This is a genomic window from Aquipseudomonas alcaligenes NBRC 14159, assembly GCF_000467105.1.
GTDB lineage: Bacteria > Pseudomonadota > Gammaproteobacteria > Pseudomonadales > Pseudomonadaceae > Aquipseudomonas > Aquipseudomonas alcaligenes.
The window spans coordinates 86022-103162 of the sequence record NZ_BATI01000020.1 but is presented as its reverse complement, the minus strand read 5'-3'; the positions used below and the strand labels follow the sequence as shown (position 1 = coordinate 103162).

Genomic DNA, 17141 nt, shown 5'->3' with positions numbered 1-17141 from the left:
CTTTTTTAATTATCGCCTACAGCTACCGCGGGTTTCACATCAGAAATTGCCCTGGACCCAGCGTTTAAGCCGTTCCAGTACCGGTGTTTTGGGCTCATCGCCATACTGAATCCCAGGCGCGTGGAAGCCGTCGGACTGTTTCCGCAGCCCGTACATCAGCAGGCCCACGCCTGTGGAATAGATTGGATTACGCACGACGTCGGTCAGTCCTTTGACGCTGTGGGGTACGCCCAAACGCACCGGCATGTGAAAGATCTCTTCGGCCAGTTCGACGGCGCCTTCCATCTTGGCGGTGCCGCCGGTGAGGACGATCCCTGCCGGAATCATGTCCTCGTAGCCACTGCGCCGCAGCTCGGCCTGAATCAGCGTGAAGAGCTCGTCGTAACGAGGCTCGACTACTTCGGCCAGAGCCTGACGGGACAGTTCCCGCGGTGGCCGGTCACCTACGCTGGGCACCTTGATGGTTTCACCCGGACCGGCCAGTTTGGCTAGGGCGCAAGCATACCGAATCTTGATTTCCTCGGCATACTGGGTCGGGGTGCGTAATGCCATTGCAATATCATTTGTGACCTGGTCGCCAGCAATCGGGATCACCGCGGTGTGACGGATCGCACCATCGGCGAAAATCGCGATGTCGGTGGTACCGCCACCGATGTCCACCAGGCACACGCCCAGCTCCTTCTCGTCCTCGGTCAGCACCGAGTAGGCGGAAGCCAGCTGCTCCAGAATGATATCGTCCACTTCCAGGCCGCAGCGGCGCACGCACTTCTCGACGTTCTGCGCGGCGTTGGTGGCGCAGGTGACCACATGCACCTTGGCCTCCAGGCGCACGCCAGACATACCGAGCGGCTCGCGCACACCTTCCTGGTTATCGATCACGTAGTCCTGCGCCAGGGTATGCAGCACCCGCTGGTCGGCCGGGATCGCCACGGCCTGGGCGGCGTCGAGCACGCGCTCGAGGTCGGCCGGGCTGACTTCGCGGTCGCGGATGGCGACGATGCCGTGGCTGTTGAGGCTGCGGATGTGGTTGCCAGCGATGCCGACGAAGGCCGAGTGGATGCGGCAACCGGCCATCAGCTGCGCTTCTTCGATGGCGCGCTGGATCGACTGCACGGTGGACTCGATATTGACCACCACGCCCTTCTTCAGGCCGCGCGACGGGCTGGTGCCGATACCGACGATATCCAGCTCGCCATCGGCCGTCACCTCGCCCACCAGCGCCACCACCTTGGAGGTGCCGATGTCCAGGCCGACGATCATCTTGCCGCTCTGCACGCTTGCCATGGTTCTACCTTCTCCTCAATTCTTCACGGCGGCGGGCTCTGCCGCCGTTGGCGCCACCGGCGCACGCCAGGCCACGGCCAGGCCGTTGGCATAGCGCAGGTCGATACGCGCGATATTCGCGATCTGCTGCTTGAGCACCTTGTCGTGGATGCTGGCGAACCGGCGCATCTTGTCGACCAGGTGATCCCGACCCAGGAGGATGTCCACGCCCTGGGCGGTACTGATGAACCAGCTGCCGTGCTCGCGCAGCTCCAGGCTGCTGATGGTGAAGCCCAGCGGCCGCAGCAGCTGGCTGAGCACCTGGTATTGCTGCATCACCTGCTGCTGGGCGCGTTGCGGCCCGGACAGCAGCGGCAGGTGTTCGTAGTTGGCCGCTTCGCGCGGGGCGAAGGCGCGGCCCTGATTGTTGAGCAGCGCCTCGCTGCCCCAGCGGGCCACCGGCAGCTGCTCTTCCAGGGTGATCGACACCTGGTCCGGCCACACCCGGCGCACTTCGGCATGGGCGATCCAGGGCATCTGCTCCAGCTCGGCACGCATGCCGGCCAGGTCGATGGTGAAGAAACTGGCCGCGGTGTAAGGCGCGATACGCTCCTGCACCGCCTGCTGGCTGATGTAGCTCAGCTCGCCCTGCACGCTGACCCGGGCAATCGGCCGGTCGGCATAGGGCAGCAGACGCTGGGCGCCCTCGTAGGTGCCCAGGCCCAGCGCCACCAGCAGCAACGGCCAGCCGAGGCGCTTGAAACCACGTCCAAGGCCACTGAAATCCGCCTTCGGCAGGCGCGCGGCCAGCGGTTCCTTGGCCACCATCCGGCTGGCGCCACGCGCAGCGATAGGCTGGCGCCGGCTGGCGCCCCCTATCGGCTGCGAGTGATGACGGAGGGTGGCGACCATGACTTAACCCCTCGCCTCGACGCTGTCGGCCAGGATCGCCAGCACCAGTTGCTGGAAGTCCAGACCGGCGGCACGCGCGGCCATCGGCACCAGACTGTGATCGGTCATGCCTGGCACGGTGTTGACTTCCAGCAGCCAGAACTGGCCGTTGGCGTCCTGCATCACGTCGGCGCGGGCCCAGCCCTGAGTGCCCACGGCTTCGCAGGCGCGCGCGGTGAGCGCCTTGAGTTCCGCTTCCTTGTCGGCCGGGAGGCCGCAGGGAATGCGGTACTGGGTGTCATTGGCCAGGTACTTGGCGTCGTAGTCGTAGAAGGTATGCGGAGTGCCCAGGCCAATCGGCGGCAGCACCTGACCGCGCAGCATGGCGACGGTGTACTCCGGACCGTCGATCATCTGCTCGACCAGCACCTGCGAGTCGTACCGGCTGGCGTCCTTCCAGGCGGCGATCAGCGCCTCGACATCGGCGACCTTGGCCATGCCGATGCTGGAGCCCTCGTGGGCCGGCTTGACGAACAGCGGGAAGCCCAGCTCGGCAGCCGCAGCATGGCAGTCCTCTTCACTGGCCAGGGTGGCATGGGCAGGCGTCGGCAGGCCCAGGCTCAGCCACACGCGCTTGGTGCGCAGCTTGTCCATGGCCAGGGCCGAGGCGAGGATGCCGCTGCCGGTGTAGGGAATGCCGGCGCATTCCAGCAGGCCCTGCATGGAGCCGTCTTCGCCGCCACGGCCGTGCAGCACGATAAAGGCGCGATCAATACGCTCACTCGTCAGGCGCTGCAGGAAATCGTCACCGACGTCGATGCCGAAGGCGTCCACGCCGGCGCTCTGCAGCGCTTCCAGCACGGCGGCACCGGACTTCAGCGATACCGCACGCTCGGCGCTCTTGCCACCGAACAGCACGGCAACGCGGCCGAAGGCCTTGGGATCGAGGGAGGAATGCAGGCTCATTTCGCGTCACCTTGGAACAGCGGGTGCTTGATCAGTTGCGGGGCCACGCCGCCGATATCGCCGGCGCCCTGGCACAGCAGGATGTCGCCGGCACGCAGCAGCGGCTTGATGATGGGGGCGAGGTCGACACCCCGCTCGACGTAGATCGGGTCGAGCTGGCCGCGCTGGCGGATGCTGTGGCACAGGTGACGGCTGTCGGCACCGGGAATCGGTTCCTCGCCGGCCGGGTAGACCTCCATCAGCAGCAGCACGTTGGCGTCGCCCAGCACCTGGACGAAGTCCTCGTAGAGGTCGCGGGTACGGCTGTAGCGGTGCGGCTGGTACAGGATCACCAGGCGCCGCTCGGCCCAGCCGCCGCGCACGGCCTTGATCACCGCGGCGACTTCGCGCGGGTGGTGACCGTAGTCGTCGACCAGCATCACGCTGCCACCGTCCACCGGCAGTTCGCCGTACACCTGGAAGCGCCGGCCGACGCCCTGGAAGCCCGACAGGCCCTGGACGATGGCGGCATCCTCGATGCCTTCGTCGGTGGCGATGGCGATGGTCGCCAGCGCGTTCAGTACATTGTGGTTGCCGGGCATGTTCACCGACACGTCCAGCGGCTCGCGATCACGGCGCAGCGCGGTGAAGTAGGTGCGCATGCCTTCCTGACGCACATTGATGGCACGTACGTCGGCATCTTCCGAGAAGCCGTAGGTCACGGTCGGGCGGGCCACCTGCGGCAGCAGCTCGCGCACCACCGGGTCGTCCACGCAGAGCACGGCCAGGCCGTAGAACGGCAGGTTGTGCAGAAACTCGACGAAAGTCTTCTTCAGTACATTGAAGTCGCCGCCGTAGGTGCTCATGTGGTCGGCGTCGATATTGGTGACCACCGAAACCATCGGCTGCAGGTGCAGGAAGCTGGCGTCGCTCTCGTCCGCCTCGGCGATCAGGTAGCGGCTGCTGCCGAGCTGGGCATTGGTGCCGGCGGCGTTCAGGCGGCCGCCGATGACGAAGGTCGGGTCCAGGCCGCCGGCGGCGAATACCGACGCCAGCAGGCTGGTGGTGGTGGTCTTGCCGTGAGTGCCGGCCACGGCCACGCCATGGCGGTAGCGCATCAGCTCGGCGAGCATCTCGGCGCGCGGCACCACCGGGATGCGGCGCTCCAGGGCGGTGGCCACTTCCGGGTTGGCGGTGTTGATGGCGCTGGACACCACCAGCACGTCGGCCTGCTCGGCATTTTCGGCACGGTGGCCGATGAACACGGTGGCGCCGAAGCTTTCCAGGCGCTCGGTCACGGCCGAAGCCTTGAGGTCCGAGCCGGACACTTCGTAGCCCAGGTTCAGCAGCACCTCGGCGATGCCGCACATGCCGGCACCGCCGATACCCACAAAGTGGATGCGGCGGATGCGGCGCATGCGGCGGATTTCCGAACGGGCAGCGGCGGGAGACTTAGCCACGGGCCACCTCCAGGCAGATATCGACTACCACGCGGGTGGCGTCCGGTTTGGCCAGGGTGCGCGCGGTGCGGCCCATGGTCTTGAGTTTTTCAGGGTGCATCAGAACCTCGGTCAGCTGCGCGGCGAGCTTGTCCGCGTCAGTGGCATGTTGCGGCAGAAGGACGGCGGCGCCCTCCTTGGCCAGATAGTCGGCATTGCGGGTCTGGTGGTCGTCGATCGCGTGCGGCAGCGGCACCAGGAAGGACGGCAGGCCGGCGGCGGCCAGCTCGCTGACGGTCAGCGCACCGGCACGGCAGATCACCAGGTCGGCCCAGGCGTAGGCGCCGGCCATGTCCTTGATGAAGGGCGCGACCTCGGCTTCGACCGCGACTTCGCGATAACGCTCCGCGGTGATGGCGTCATGTTGCTTGCCCGCCTGGTGGAACACCTTTGGACGCAAGTCGGCCGGCAGCTTGGCCAGCGCGGCGGGAATCAGCTTGTTCAGCGGCTCGGCGCCCAGGCTGCCGCCCAGCACCAGCAGACGCGGCTTGCGGCCCTTGAGGCTGTCGCGCGGCGTTTCCAGGAACAGCTCCTCACGCACCGGGTTGCCGGTGGTGCGCAGCTTGGTGGTCTTGCCGAAGGTGTTCGGGAAAGCCTCGCACACACGCTTGGCGAACGGCGCCAGGCTGCGGTTGGCGGTACCGGCCACGGCGTTCTGCTCGTGAATCACCAACGGCGCGCCATTCAGCCGTGCGGCCAGGCCGCCGGGGCCGGTGACGTAGCCGCCCATGCCGAGCACGCAGACCGGCTGCAGCTCGCGCATCACTCGGCGCGCCTGGAACAGGGCACGAACCAGCTGGAACGGCGCCTTGAGCAGCGACAGCTTGCCCTTGCCGCGCAGGCCGGAGACCTGGATCAGGTGCAGCGGCAGCCCGGCGGCCGGCACCAGCTCGTTCTCGATACCGCGCGGCGTGCCCAGCCAGTGCACGGCATAGCCGCGCGCCTGGAACTCGCGGGCGCAGGCCAGCGCCGGGAACACGTGGCCGCCGGTGCCGCCGGCCATGATCAGGACGTTACCGCGCATGCTTGACCTCCTCGGTGTCGAAGAAGTCCGACTCGCTGAATTCGATGTCCTCGCTGCCCAGCGACGTACGCCGCTCCCACTCGATGCGCAGGAGCATGGCCAGGCTGACGCAGCAGATGATCAGGGAGCTGCCACCGTAGCTGAGGAACGGCAGGGTCAGGCCCTTGGTCGGCAGCAGGCCGACGTTCACGCCGATGTTGATCAGCACCTGACCGATCCACTGGATGGCGATGCCGTAGGCCACGTAGGCGGCGAAGAACTGCTTGGCCTTCTCGGCCCACAGGCCGATGTACAGGGCGCGCACGGCGACGAAGACGAACAGGCCGACGGTGATCAGCGCGCCAACCATGCCCAGTTCCTCGGCCAGCACGGCGAAGACGAAGTCGGTGTGCGCCTCGGGCAGGTAGAACTGCTTCTGGATGCTGTTGCCCAGGCCGACGCCGAGCCACTCGCCGCGACCGAAGGCGATCAGCGCCTGGCTCAGCTGGTAGCCGGCGCCGTACTGGTCGGCCCAGGGGTCGACGAAGTTGGTCAGGCGCTCCAGGCGGTAGGCCTGGCTGGTCATGACGATGGCGCCGAGCACCAGCACGCAGGCGGCCAGCGGAATGAAGCGCACCAGGTTGATGCCGCCGAGGAACAGCATGGCGATGCAGGAACCGACCAGCACCACGGTGGCGCCGAAGTCCGGCTCCGCCAGCAGCAGCACGGCCATCGGGCCGAGCACCAGCATCGGCTTGAGGAAGCCGGAGAGTTTTTCGCGCACTTCGTCCTGGCGCCGCACCAGATAACCGGCGATGAACACCACGGTGAACAGCTTGGCCAGCTCGGACGGCTGCAGGTTGAACAGGCCGAAGCCGATCCAGCGTTTGGCGCCGTTGACCTCGCGACCGATGCCGGGGATCAGCACCAGCACCAGCAGGGCGAAGGCGATCAGCAGCAGGCTGGCGCCGTAGCGCTGCCAGAAGGCCATGGGAATCAGCAGGGTGACCACAGCGGCACTGATGCCGATGGCCAGGTAAATCAGGTGGCGGACCATGTGGTACAGCGGATTACCCGACAGCGCCGCGGCGACTTCCGAGCTGGCCGAGGTGATCATCACCAGGCCCAGGCCGAGCAGGGCCAGGCAACCGGCCAGCAGCGGGAAGTCGAGGTCGATGCCGCGGCGGGTGCGCAGCGGCGACGGAGCGGCGAACAGACGGGCAAGCAGGGTCATTGCAGGCCCTCCGCCGCCTGAGCGAACAGGCGCCCACGCTCTTCGAAGTTCTTGAACATGTCCAGGCTGGCGCAGGCCGGCGACAGCAGCACGGCGTCGCCACTCTGGGCCAGTTCGGCGCAGCGCTGCACGGCCTCGTCCAGGGTCTTCACCCGCAGCAGCGGCGCGGCGTCGCCCAGCGCTTCGGCGATCTGCTCGGCATCGCGACCAAGCAGCACCACGGCGCGGCAGAAGCGGGCCACCGGCGCCTTCAGTGCGGAGAAGTCGGCGCCCTTGCCGTCGCCACCGGCGATCAGCACCAGCTTGCCGGCGATATCCGCGCCCAGGCCTTCGATGGCGGCCAGGGCGGCGCCGACGTTGGTGGCCTTGGAGTCGTCGTAGTAACCCACGCCGCGCAGCTCGCGCACCCACTGGCAACGGTGCGGCAGGCCGGCGAAGCGGCGCAGGGTCTGCAGCATGGCCTCGAACGGCAGGCCGACGGCGTGACCCAGGGCCAGGGCCGCCAGGGCGTTGGATTGATTGTGCGCGCCACGGATCTTCAGTTCGGCGGTCGGCATCAGGGTCTCGAACTGGAAGGCCAGGTATTTCTCACCACCTTCCTCGATCAGGCCGAAACGCTTGAAGTCCGGCTTGCCCAGGCCGAAAGTCCAGCACGGCACCTGATCGGCGATCAGCGGACGCGACAGGGCGTCGTCGCGATTCACCACCACCTGACGGGCGCCACGGAAGATGCGGTGCTTGGCCAGGTGGTACTGGGCCATGCCGTCATAGCGATCCATATGGTCTTCGCTGATGTTCAGGCAGGTGGCGACCTCGGCGCCGAGGCGCTCGGTGGTCTCCAGCTGGAAGCTGGACAGCTCCAGCACGTAAAGCTCGACTTCGTCAGACAGCAGATCCAGCGCCGGGGTACCGATATTGCCGCCGACCGCGACCTTCCTGCCGGCCGCCGCCGCCATCTCGCCGACCAGGGTGGTCACGGTGCTCTTGGCGTTGGAACCGGTAATGGCAACGATCGGCGCCTTGGCATAACGGGTAAACAGGTCGATATCGCCGGACATCTTCACGCCACGGGCGGCTGCCTCGCGCAGCGCCGGGGTGGCCAGGGCCAGGCCGGGGCTCACGTAGAGCTCCGAGGCGCGGCACAGGAAGTCGACATCCAGCTCGCCGCAGCGCACTTCCACTTCGGGGTAGTCGCGCTGCAGGGTCGCCAGTTCCGGCGGGTTCGCGCGGGTGTCGGCCACGGCGAAGCGCACGCCCTGCTGCGCGAGGAAGCGCACCAGGGACATGCCGCTCTTGCCGAGGCCGACAACGATGCGGAACTGGTCGGAAGCGATCAGCGACACTCTCTATTACCTCAGCTTCAGGGTGGCCAGGCCAACCAGGACGAGAATTACGGTGATGATCCAGAAGCGCACGATCACGCGCGGCTCCGGCCAGCCTTTGAGTTCGAAGTGGTGGTGGATCGGCGCCATGCGGAACACGCGCTTGCCGGTCAGCTTGAAGCTGGCGACCTGGATCATCACCGACAGGGTTTCCATGACGAACACGCCGCCCATGATGAACAGCACGATTTCCTGGCGAACGATCACGGCGATGGTGCCCAGCGCGGCACCAAGGGCCAGCGCACCGACGTCGCCCATGAACACCTGCGCCGGGTAGGTGTTGAACCACAGGAAGCCGAGGCCGGCACCGACCAGCGCGGCACAGAACACGATCAGCTCACCGGCGCCCGGCACGTAGGGAATCAGCAGGTATTCGGCGAATTTGATGTTGCCCGACAGGTAGCAGAAGATCGCCAGCGCGCCGGCCACCATCACGGTCGGCAGGATGGCCAGGCCGTCGAGGCCGTCGGTCAGATTCACCGCGTTGCTGGTGCCGACGATGACGAAGTAGGTCAGCACCACGAAGCCGACGCCCAGCGGAATCGCCACATCCTTCAGCACCGGCACGATCAGGGTGGTTTCCACCGGGCTCTGTGCGGTCATATAGAGGAAGACGGCGGCAGCCAGGCCGAACACCGACTGCCAGAAATACTTCCAGCGGCTCGGCAGGCCGCGCGAGTTCTTCTCGATCACCTTGCGGTAGTCGTCGACCCAGCCGATGGCGCCGAACAGCAGGGTCACGGCCAGCACGGTCCACACGTAGCGGTTGCTCAGGTCGGCCCAGAGCAGGGTGCTGACGGCGATGGCGGTGAGGATCAGCGCGCCGCCCATGGTCGGCGTGCCCTTCTTCGACAGGTGCGACTGCGGGCCATCGTTGCGCACGGCCTGGCCGATCTGACGGATCTGCAGGGTACGGATCATCCACGGACCGAGCCACAGCGACAGGGCCAGGGCGGTGAGCACGCCGAGGATGCCGCGCAGGGTCAGATACTGGAAGACCCCGAAGCCGGTGTGGAACTGTTGCAGGTACTCCGCCAGCAGCAGCAGCATGATTAGTGAGCCTCCCCCGATGCCCGATCCAGCAACGCATCGACGACCTTGTCCATCGCTGCGCTGCGCGAGCCTTTAATTAGAATTGTGGTGTCGCCCGACTCGGCGCGAAGCGCTTCGATCAGGCTGGCTTGATCGGCGAAATGACGGCCATTAGCACCGAAAGCCGCGACGGCATGCGCCATCAGCGGACCCACGGCATAGAGCGCATCGACCTTGCCTGCGGCATGGGCGCCGACGTCGCGATGGCCCTGCTCGGCCCATTCGCCCAACTCGCCCATGTCTCCCAGCACCAGGACGGTGCGGCCGGAGAAGGCGGCGAGTATATCCACTGCCGCGCACATGGACAGCGGGTTGGCGTTGTAGCTGTCGTCGATCACCCGCACGCCGTTCGTCGCCAGCGCCGCTACGGCGCGGCCTTTGACCGGCTGCAGGCTTTCCAGCCCGGCCTTGATCCCGACCAGCGGCACGCCGAGGGCATGCGCGGCAGCAGTGGCGGCCAGGGCATTGGCCACGCTGTGTTCACCGAGCAGGTTGAGCTGGATGCGCGCCCGGCCAGCCTTGCCGGCCAGGGCGAAGCCGACACAGCCACGGGCATCGCGCCACAGTTCTGCGGCATGCACATCAGCCGCCTGATCCAGCAGGGCGAAGCTCAGTACCCGACGGGCACCATTGCGCGCCTGCCAGGTGGCGAAGGCCTTGTCGTCGCGATTGAGCACGGCAATGCCCTGCTCACCCAGACCTTCAAGGATCTCGCCCTTGGCCAGGACGATCTTCTCCGGCCCGCCGAACTCGCCGACATGGGCCAGCCCGGCATTGGTGATGATGGCCACGTCCGGACGGGTCAGGCCGACCGTGTAGGCGATCTCGCCGACATGGTTGGCGCCCAGTTCGATGACCGCGCCGACATGCTCGGGCGCCAGTTCCAGCAGGGTCAGCGGCGCGCCGAGGTCATTGTTCAGGTTGCCACGGGTAGCCAGCACCGGACCGCCCAGGCCGGCGCGCAGGATGCTGGCAAGCATCTCCTTGACCGTGGTCTTGCCGCTGGAGCCGGTGACGGCGGCCAGCGGCTTATTAAAGGCGGCGCGATTCAGAGCACCGAGCTGGCCGAGGGCGATGCGGGTGTCCTGCACCAGCAGCTGCGGCAGCGCCGCGCCGGCCACCTCGCGCTGCACCAGGGCGGCGACGGCGCCCTTGGCGGCGACATCGGCCAGGTAGTCGTGGCCGTCGAAGTTCGGCCCGACCAGGGCGATGAACAGCTGACCGGCCTCGATCCTGCGGCTATCGGTGGACACAGCCGTGAACGCCACATCGGCGCCCACCACGCGGGCGCCCAAGGCCTGCACCACTTCGCTCAGCAGCAGCGGCTTAAGCATGGGCAGCCTCCCAGGCGGCCAGCGCCTTGATGGTCTCGTCGAGGTCGGAGAAGGCATGGCGCACGCCGGCGATCTCCTGGTAATCCTCATGCCCCTTGCCGGCCAGCAGCACCACATCGCCAACCTGCGCGGCGGCGATCAGGCGGGCGATGGCCTCGCCCCGACCGTGGACGAACTCGACGGCATCCGGCTTGGCGAAACCGGCACGGATATCGGTGAGGATCTGCGCCGGGTCTTCCGTACGCGGGTTGTCATCGGTGACCAGCACGGCATCGGCCAGGCGCTCGGCCACGGCGGCCATCAGCGGGCGCTTGCCGCGATCACGATCGCCGCCACAGCCGAACAGGCACAGCAGGCGGCCGGTAACGTGCGGGCGCAGGGCCTCCAGCACCTTTTCCAGGGCGTCCGGGGTGTGCGCATAGTCGACCACCACCAGCGGCTGGTCCTGGCCGCCGAAGCGCTGCATGCGCCCGACCGGGCCCTGCAGCTGCGGCAGCACGTGCAGCACATCGCCCAGCGGATAGCCGAGGCCAAGCAGGGCGCCAACCACGGCCAGCAGGTTGCTCAGGTTGAAACGACCGAGCAGCGGGCTGCGCAGCAGGCCTTCGCCCTGCGGCGTGACCAGGCTGGCCTGCACGCCATGATCATCGAACCTGGCTTCGCGGCAGAACAGGTAGGCCGTGGCGTCGCTCAGGCTGTAGCCGATCAGGCGCGACTCGGCCTCGGCGGTTGCCAGCTGGCGACCGAAGTCATCGTCCAGGTTGATCACCCGGCACTTCAGGTCCGGCCAGGCGAACAGCTTGGCCTTGGCGGCGCCGTAGGCTTCCATCGAACCGTGGTAGTCCAGGTGATCGCGCGACAGGTTGGTGAACACCGCCACATCGAAGTCCAGCGCCGCGACGCGGCCCTGATCCAGACCGTGCGAGGAAACCTCCATGGCCACGGCGCGCGCGCCGGCCTGCTTGAGGTCGGCCAGGGTCGCCTGCACGGCGACCGGATCGGGCGTGGTGTGGCGGCCGCTCTGCAGGGCATCGTAGAAGCCGGTGCCGAGGGTACCGACGATGCCGCAGCGCTCGCCCAGCAGGTCGAGGGCCTGCGCCACCAGCTGGCTGACGCTGGTCTTGCCATTGGTGCCGGTGACGCCGACCAGGCGCACACCGCGGCTCGGCTCGCCGTAAAAACGTCCGGCAATGGCCGACAGCTGGCCCGCCAGTCCCTTGATCGCCACCAGTTCGGCGCCCTTGGCGCTGACCACATTGGCGCCTTCGGCCTCGTAAGCCACGGCGGCGGCGCCACGGGCGATGGCATCGACAATGTGGGCACGGCCGTCCTGGGCCAGGCCCGGTACGGCGAGGAACAGGTCGCCCGGGCGCACCTTGCGGCTGTCCAGGGTCAGTTCACGGATCAGGGTCGCGCCGCTTGCCTGCGGCAGCAGTTGATTGAGGGGCATGGGCATCAGATTCGCCCTCCCGGTGTGGCGGCCGCAGTGGCAGTCTGCGGCTGCGCCGCAGCCGGATCGACCGGCGGCGGCAGGTTGTCAGGGGTAATGTTCATCAGGCGCAGCGAGCCGGCCATGACTTTGCTGAATACCGGCGCGGAGACCAGGCCGCCGAAGTAGCCGCCTTTGCTCGGCTCGTCGATCACCACCATCATGGCGATACGCGGATTGGTGCTCGGCGCGAAGCCGGCAAACATCGAGCGATAGGCGTTCTCGGTGTAACCCTTGGTGCCGACACTGGCCTTGCGCGCCGTGCCGCTCTTGCCGGAGACGTGGTAGCCCGGCACCTGGGCGCGGAACACGCCGCGCGGCGCCTCGATGACCTGCTGCAGCATCACCTGCAGGTTCTTGGCCACCTCCGGCGGAACCACCTGGGCACCCACCGGCTGGCGGTCGACGCGGGTCATGGACAGCGGCAGCACCATGCCGTTATTGGCCAGGGTGGCGTAGGCATGGGCCAGCTGGATGGCGGTCACCGACACGCCGTAGCCATAGGACAGGGTCGCGGTCTCGGCCTTGCGCCACTCGCGGTGGTTCGGCAGCTCGCCGACGCGCTCACCCGGGAAGCCCAGCCCGGTGTCCTGGCCGAAGCCGACCTTGGCCATCATGTCGTGGATGGTCTCGCCCCCGATATCGAAGGCGATCTTGCTCATGCCGACGTTGGACGAGTTGATCAGGATACCGGTCAGGTCGAGGATCGGCCCCTGGGTCTTGGAGACGTCCTTGATGGTGTAGCGACCGATCTGCAGCGAACCCGGGTAGACCTCGACCTTGTCCTCCGGCTTCCAGCGTCCGGTCTGCAGAGCAGCAGCCATAGAGATCGGCTTGACGGTGGAACCCGGCTCGAACACGTCGATCATGGCGCGGTTGCGCATGGCGGCCGGCTGCAGGTTGCGGCGGTTGTTCGGGTTGTAGGAAGGCTGGTTGACCATGGCGAGAATCTCGCCGGTCTTCACGTCGATCATCACCAGGCTACCGGCCTTGGCGCCCTGCTCGATCAGCGCGTTGCGCAGTTCGCGGTGGGCCAGGTACTGCAGGCGCAGGTCGATGGACAGGGCCAGGGTCTTGCCGGCCTTGGCGTTCTGGGTGACCTGCACGTCCTTGATCAGGCGACCACGACGATCCTTGAGCACCTGGCGCTTGCCGGGCACGCCGGCCAGCCACTCCTCGAAGGCCAGCTCGACGCCCTCACGCCCCTTGTCGTCGACATCGGTGAAGCCGACCACATGGGCGGTGACTTCGCCCGCCGGATAGAAGCGGCGGAACTCTTCCAGGCCGTACACACCCGGCACCTTGAGATCGAGGATGCGCTGGCCCTGCTCGGGCGTGAGGCCACGCACCAGGTACATGAACTCGCGATCCTGGGCCTGGGTCAGGCGCCGGGAGAAGGAGCCAGGCTCCTGCCCCAGGGCAGCCGCCAGGTCGCCCCAGCGCTCCTGCGCCTTGAACAGCTCCTTGCCGTTGGCCCACAGGGTAGTGACCGGGGTGCTGACGGCCAGCGGCTCGCCATTGCGGTCGGTGATCAGACCGCGGTGTGCCGGGATCGGGATATGCCGCACGCTGCGCGCGTCGCCATGGGCCTGCAGGAAGTCATGGTCGATCACATGCAGATCGACGATACGCCAGACGATGGCACCCACCATCAGCGCCAGCAGCGCCAGCACCAGGCGAAAACGCCAGGGATAGAGAGCGCCTTCGAGACCGATCATGGCGCCACCATCTGCACTTCAGTGGGCTCGGGGATGCGCATCTTCAGCTGCCCGGCAGCCAGGGCCTCGATGCGGTTGTGCGCGGTCCAGGTGCTCTGCTCGAGCACCAGGCGCCCCCATTCGGCCTGGATCTTGTCGCGCACGCTGAGCTCGGTATAAAGAGCATTGAGCAGCTGGCGATTCCAGTGCGCGCTGTAGGCGACCGCAATGGCCGACAGCAGCACGGCAGCAAACAGCAGCACCAGCAGCAAGGTGCCGGGCGGCAGAGGCTTGGCGTACAGGCGGCTCAACGCAGCTTCTCCGCTACGCGCATCACCGCGCTGCGCGAGCGCGGATTGGCCTTGAGCTCGGCTTCGCCGGCATAGATGGGCTTGCCCAGCAGCTTCAGGCGCGGCTCGAAGGCCTTGGGAATGATCGGCAGGTCGCGCGGCAGGTTGTCCGCCTCGCCCTTGGCCTGACGCTTCATGAACTGTTTGACGATGCGGTCTTCCAGCGAGTGGAAGCTGATCACCACCAGGCGCCCGCCGACCGCCAGGGTCTCGAGCGCCGCATCGAGGCCGCGTTCGAGGTCGCCCAATTCGTTGTTGACGTGGATACGCAGCCCCTGGAAGGCGCGGGTCGCCGGATTCTTGCCTTTTTCCCAGGCCGGATTGGCATCGGTGAGCACCTGCGCCAGGTCGGCGGTGCGCTCGAATGGCTTGAGCTCGCGGCGCTCGACCACGGCGCGGGCCATGCGTTTGGCGAAACGCTCCTCACCGTATTCCTTGAATACCCGGGCGATCTCGTCGGCGCTGGCGCTGGCGAGGAACTGGGCGGCACTGATGCCGGCATCCGGGTTCATGCGCATGTCCAGCGGGCCGTCGTTAAGGAAGCTGAAGCCGCGCTCGGCATCGTCCAGCTGCGGCGAGGACACCCCGAGGTCGAGCAGCAGGCCGTCGACCTTACCGACCAGGCCACGTGCGGCCGCTTCTTCACCGAGGTCGGCGAAGCTGCGCTGTACAACGACGAAGCGGCCGTCTTCGGCCGCCAGTGCGTTTCCTGTCGCGATCGCCAGTGGATCCTTGTCGAATCCGAGCAGGCGACCGTCTGGCCCGAGCCTTTCGAGGATCAGCCGACTGTGCCCCCCACGCCCGAAGGTGCCGTCCATGTAGCAGCCATCGGCGCGCACGGCGAGGGCCTCGACGGCCTCGTCGAGCAGCACGGTGATATGGCGGAAGCTGCTGGTCATGGTCACAGGATCAGGTCACGCAAGTCGTCCGGCAGGGCACCGGGCTGTTTGATGGCAGCCAGGTCGGCGTCGGCAAGCGCGTTCCAGGCATCTTCGTTCCACAGTTGGAATTTGTTCAGTTGGCCGACCAGCATCGCGTGCTTGTCCAGGCCGGCATGAGTGCGCAGACGCGGCGGCACGAGGAAACGGCCACTGCCGTCCAGCTCGATGTCCACGGCGTTACCGATCAGCAGGCGCTGCAGGCGGCGGGTCTCTTCGCGCAGGGAGGGCAGGTCGCGGAGCTTGGCTTCGATCAGCTCCCACTCCGGCAGGGGGTAAACGCACAGGCAGGGGTCTACGGCATCGATGGTGACGATGAGCTGGCCGCCACAACGCACAACGAGCTCGTCGCGATACCGACTTGGCATCGCGAGTCGCCCTTTGGCGTCGAGACTGATGGCGTTAGCTCCACGAAACAAGGCTGCGCTTCCCCACTGTTATTAGCTTTCCATGCCCTTTTGACCCACTTTTTTCCACTTTGTGCCACTTCGGCACACTATAGGAATGCACCAGCCCTAGCGTCAAGGCGCGCAAACTCGGAAAAATCCTTACGGGACGGTGATTTAGCGAACTAAGAGGGGCTTTTAGAGAGGGAAAACGAGGGTATTTAGAGGTCGAATTTCAGCGAGTTCAGGAAGCTAAACTTCGAACTTAAAGTAGTTTCTCAAGAGTAAGATTTTTTCGGTATTGAGAGGCGGAGCAGATAGAAGGGAAAGGTGGAGAGTCGATCTGTAAGCCGGGTTCTGTCGAGGACAGTCATTCCTCTACGACGCACATCGCTGTACGCCTCTAGCAACCTACCCGGTTCCAGCGCGGGCCACGCCGATGGAACCCTATTTGGTCTTGCTCCGAGTGGGGTTTGCCTAGCCACGGACTGTTACCAGCCGTGCGGTGCGCTCTTACCGCACCTTTTCACCCTTACCGGCGCCGAAACGCTTAGGCGGTTATTTTCTGTGGCACTTTCCGTAGGCTCGCGCCTCCCAGGCGTTACCTGGCACTCCGCCCTATGGAGCCCGGACTTTCCTCCCCCTTCAATAAAGAAGGCAGCGACTGTCCGATCGACTCTCCACCGCCAAGGGTAACGAGCCAGGCGCTTGAGGACAAGCTCAAGCATCCTTCTGCCGATCGAGGGCAGCCTGATACAGCAGGTTCTTGCGCACCCCGGTGATCTCCGCCGCCAGCGCTGCCGCGCGCTTGAGCGGCAACTCGGCGAGCAACAGGTCGAGCACGCGCAGCGCTCCACTACTCACCGCTTCCTCGCCTTCCGGAGCCTGCCAGCCGGCGATCAGGATCACGCACTCACCGCGCTGCTGATTGCTGTCGGCCGCCACCCAGTCATGCAGCTCACCGAGCGGCAGCACCTTGAGCGTCTCGAAGGTCTTGGTCAGCTCACGCCCCAGCACCGCCTGGCGGTCCGCGCCGAAGACATCGCGCATATCGGCCAGCGATTCCAGCAGGCGATGCGGCGCCTCGTAATAGATCAGCGTGCGCCCATCTTCGCGCACCTGCTCCAGACGCGACCGGCGCCCCACCACCTTGGCCGGCAGAAAACCCTCGAAACTGAAACGATCGGACGGCAACCCCGCCGCCGACAGCGCGGCGATCAGGGCGCAGGCGCCCGGCACCGGCACCACGCGGATACCGGCGGCGCGAGCCGCACGCACCAGGTGAAAGCCCGGATCGGAGATCAGCGGCGTGCCGGCATCGGAGATCAGCGCCACATCCTCGCCCGCCTGCAGGCGCGCAAGGAAACGCCCGCCCTGGTCGCGCTCGTTGTGTTCATGACAGGCCGCCAGCGGCGTGGCGATGCCGAAATGCTGCAGCAGGCGCACGGAGTGGCGGGTGTCCTCGGCGGCGATCAGCGCCACCTGCCCGAGAATACGCAGCGCCCGCGCGCTGATGTCATCGAGATTGCCGATGGGCGTGGCCACCACATATAGGGTGCCGGCGGCAGCAGGAACGACGGAAGCACTCACGGACACACCTCGATTGCGCAAAGCGCGCATTGTAGCCCGTTTCAGGGT

The 17141-nt window shown here is 66.6% G+C and carries 15 protein-coding genes and 1 other RNA gene; all 16 read right to left on the bottom strand.

The features are described from left to right. Window positions 1–39: 39 nt before the first annotated feature. Window positions 40–1284: a cell division protein FtsA gene (ftsA, locus tag PA6_RS12840; protein WP_021701358.1), complete on the bottom strand. Its 1245-nt coding sequence runs from the start codon at window positions 1282–1284 to the stop codon at window positions 40–42. A 15-nt stretch (window positions 1285–1299) separates the two neighbouring features. Then, window positions 1300–2175 (bottom strand): cell division protein FtsQ/DivIB, encoded by an 876-nt coding sequence (locus PA6_RS12835; RefSeq protein WP_021701357.1) that lies wholly within the window; start codon window positions 2173–2175, stop codon window positions 1300–1302. A gap of 3 nt (window positions 2176–2178) precedes the next feature. Continuing rightward, window positions 2179–3120: a D-alanine--D-alanine ligase gene (locus tag PA6_RS12830; RefSeq protein WP_021701356.1), complete on the bottom strand. Its 942-nt coding sequence runs from the start codon at window positions 3118–3120 to the stop codon at window positions 2179–2181. Continuing rightward, the gene (murC, locus tag PA6_RS12825) at window positions 3117–4517 is read right to left on the bottom strand and encodes a UDP-N-acetylmuramate--L-alanine ligase (RefSeq protein ID WP_052520164.1); all 1401 of its coding nucleotides are present in this window, start codon (window positions 4515–4517) and stop codon (window positions 3117–3119) included. Before murC ends, PA6_RS12830 begins: the two co-directional genes overlap by 4 nt. Window positions 4518–4551: 34 nt before the next feature. After that, window positions 4552–5622 (bottom strand): undecaprenyldiphospho-muramoylpentapeptide beta-N-acetylglucosaminyltransferase, encoded by a 1071-nt coding sequence (murG, locus tag PA6_RS12820; RefSeq protein WP_021701354.1) that lies wholly within the window; start codon window positions 5620–5622, stop codon window positions 4552–4554. Beyond that, on the bottom strand, window positions 5612–6835 hold the full coding sequence (gene ftsW, locus PA6_RS12815) for a putative lipid II flippase FtsW (protein ID WP_021701353.1): 1224 nt from the start codon (window positions 6833–6835) through the stop codon (window positions 5612–5614). The genes murG and ftsW overlap by 11 nt, the downstream gene beginning before the upstream one ends. Beyond that, on the bottom strand, window positions 6832–8178 hold the full coding sequence (murD, locus tag PA6_RS12810; RefSeq protein WP_021701352.1) for a UDP-N-acetylmuramoyl-L-alanine--D-glutamate ligase: 1347 nt from the start codon (window positions 8176–8178) through the stop codon (window positions 6832–6834). The genes ftsW and murD overlap by 4 nt, the downstream gene beginning before the upstream one ends. 6 nt (window positions 8179–8184) lie before the next feature. Beyond that, the gene (mraY, locus tag PA6_RS12805) at window positions 8185–9267 is read right to left on the bottom strand and encodes a phospho-N-acetylmuramoyl-pentapeptide-transferase (protein WP_021701351.1); all 1083 of its coding nucleotides are present in this window, start codon (window positions 9265–9267) and stop codon (window positions 8185–8187) included. Window positions 9268–9269: 2 nt separating this feature from the next. After that, window positions 9270–10643 carry a UDP-N-acetylmuramoyl-tripeptide--D-alanyl-D-alanine ligase gene (locus PA6_RS12800; RefSeq protein WP_021701350.1) on the bottom strand — a complete coding sequence of 458 codons (1374 nt, stop codon included), beginning with the start codon at window positions 10641–10643 and terminating at the stop codon, window positions 9270–9272. Beyond that, window positions 10636–12099 carry a UDP-N-acetylmuramoyl-L-alanyl-D-glutamate--2,6-diaminopimelate ligase gene (gene murE, locus PA6_RS12795; protein WP_021701349.1) on the bottom strand — a complete coding sequence of 488 codons (1464 nt, stop codon included), beginning with the start codon at window positions 12097–12099 and terminating at the stop codon, window positions 10636–10638. The genes PA6_RS12800 and murE overlap by 8 nt, the downstream gene beginning before the upstream one ends. Further along, window positions 12099–13850: a peptidoglycan D,D-transpeptidase FtsI family protein gene (locus PA6_RS12790; RefSeq protein ID WP_021701348.1), complete on the bottom strand. Its 1752-nt coding sequence runs from the start codon at window positions 13848–13850 to the stop codon at window positions 12099–12101. The genes murE and PA6_RS12790 overlap by 1 nt, the downstream gene beginning before the upstream one ends. Continuing rightward, a complete protein-coding gene (ftsL, locus tag PA6_RS12785; RefSeq protein ID WP_021701347.1) occupies window positions 13847–14140 on the bottom strand; it encodes a cell division protein FtsL in 294 nt (97 codons plus the stop codon). The genes PA6_RS12790 and ftsL overlap by 4 nt, the downstream gene beginning before the upstream one ends. Further along, window positions 14137–15078 carry a 16S rRNA (cytosine(1402)-N(4))-methyltransferase RsmH gene (gene rsmH / locus PA6_RS12780; RefSeq protein ID WP_021701346.1) on the bottom strand — a complete coding sequence of 314 codons (942 nt, stop codon included), beginning with the start codon at window positions 15076–15078 and terminating at the stop codon, window positions 14137–14139. The genes ftsL and rsmH overlap by 4 nt, the downstream gene beginning before the upstream one ends. A gap of 2 nt (window positions 15079–15080) precedes the next feature. Further along, window positions 15081–15536 carry a division/cell wall cluster transcriptional repressor MraZ gene (mraZ, locus tag PA6_RS12775; protein WP_021701345.1) on the bottom strand — a complete coding sequence of 152 codons (456 nt, stop codon included), beginning with the start codon at window positions 15534–15536 and terminating at the stop codon, window positions 15081–15083. Between the two features lie 297 nt (window positions 15537–15833). After that, an RNA gene (gene rnpB, locus PA6_RS22510) (RNase P RNA component class A) lies at window positions 15834–16183 on the bottom strand. A 40-nt stretch (window positions 16184–16223) separates the two neighbouring features. Next, on the bottom strand, window positions 16224–17123 hold the full coding sequence (rsmI, locus tag PA6_RS12770; protein WP_021701344.1) for a 16S rRNA (cytidine(1402)-2'-O)-methyltransferase: 900 nt from the start codon (window positions 17121–17123) through the stop codon (window positions 16224–16226). Window positions 17124–17141: the final 18 nt, after the last annotated feature.

Coding starts and splice junctions, on each gene's coding strand:
- PA6_RS12835 (WP_021701357.1), bottom strand. CDS start 2,175: ATGGTCGCCACCCTCCGTCATCACTCGCAGCCGATAGGGGGCGCCAGC.
- ftsA (WP_021701358.1), bottom strand. CDS start 1,284: ATGGCAAGCGTGCAGAGCGGCAAGATGATCGTCGGCCTGGACATCGGC.
- PA6_RS12790 (WP_021701348.1), bottom strand. CDS start 13,850: ATGATCGGTCTCGAAGGCGCTCTCTATCCCTGGCGTTTTCGCCTGGTG.
- PA6_RS12830 (WP_021701356.1), bottom strand. CDS start 3,120: ATGAGCCTGCATTCCTCCCTCGATCCCAAGGCCTTCGGCCGCGTTGCC.
- PA6_RS12800 (WP_021701350.1), bottom strand. CDS start 10,643: ATGCTTAAGCCGCTGCTGCTGAGCGAAGTGGTGCAGGCCTTGGGCGCC.
- ftsW (WP_021701353.1), bottom strand. CDS start 6,835: ATGACCCTGCTTGCCCGTCTGTTCGCCGCTCCGTCGCCGCTGCGCACC.
- mraY (WP_021701351.1), bottom strand. CDS start 9,267: ATGCTGCTGCTGCTGGCGGAGTACCTGCAACAGTTCCACACCGGCTTC.
- murE (WP_021701349.1), bottom strand. CDS start 12,099: ATGCCCATGCCCCTCAATCAACTGCTGCCGCAGGCAAGCGGCGCGACC.
- murG (WP_021701354.1), bottom strand. CDS start 5,622: ATGCGCGGTAACGTCCTGATCATGGCCGGCGGCACCGGCGGCCACGTG.
- rsmI (WP_021701344.1), bottom strand. CDS start 17,123: ATGCGCGCTTTGCGCAATCGAGGTGTGTCCGTGAGTGCTTCCGTCGTT.
- rsmH (WP_021701346.1), bottom strand. CDS start 15,078: ATGACCAGCAGCTTCCGCCATATCACCGTGCTGCTCGACGAGGCCGTC.
- murC (WP_052520164.1), bottom strand. CDS start 4,517: ATGCGCCGCATCCGCCGCATCCACTTTGTGGGTATCGGCGGTGCCGGC.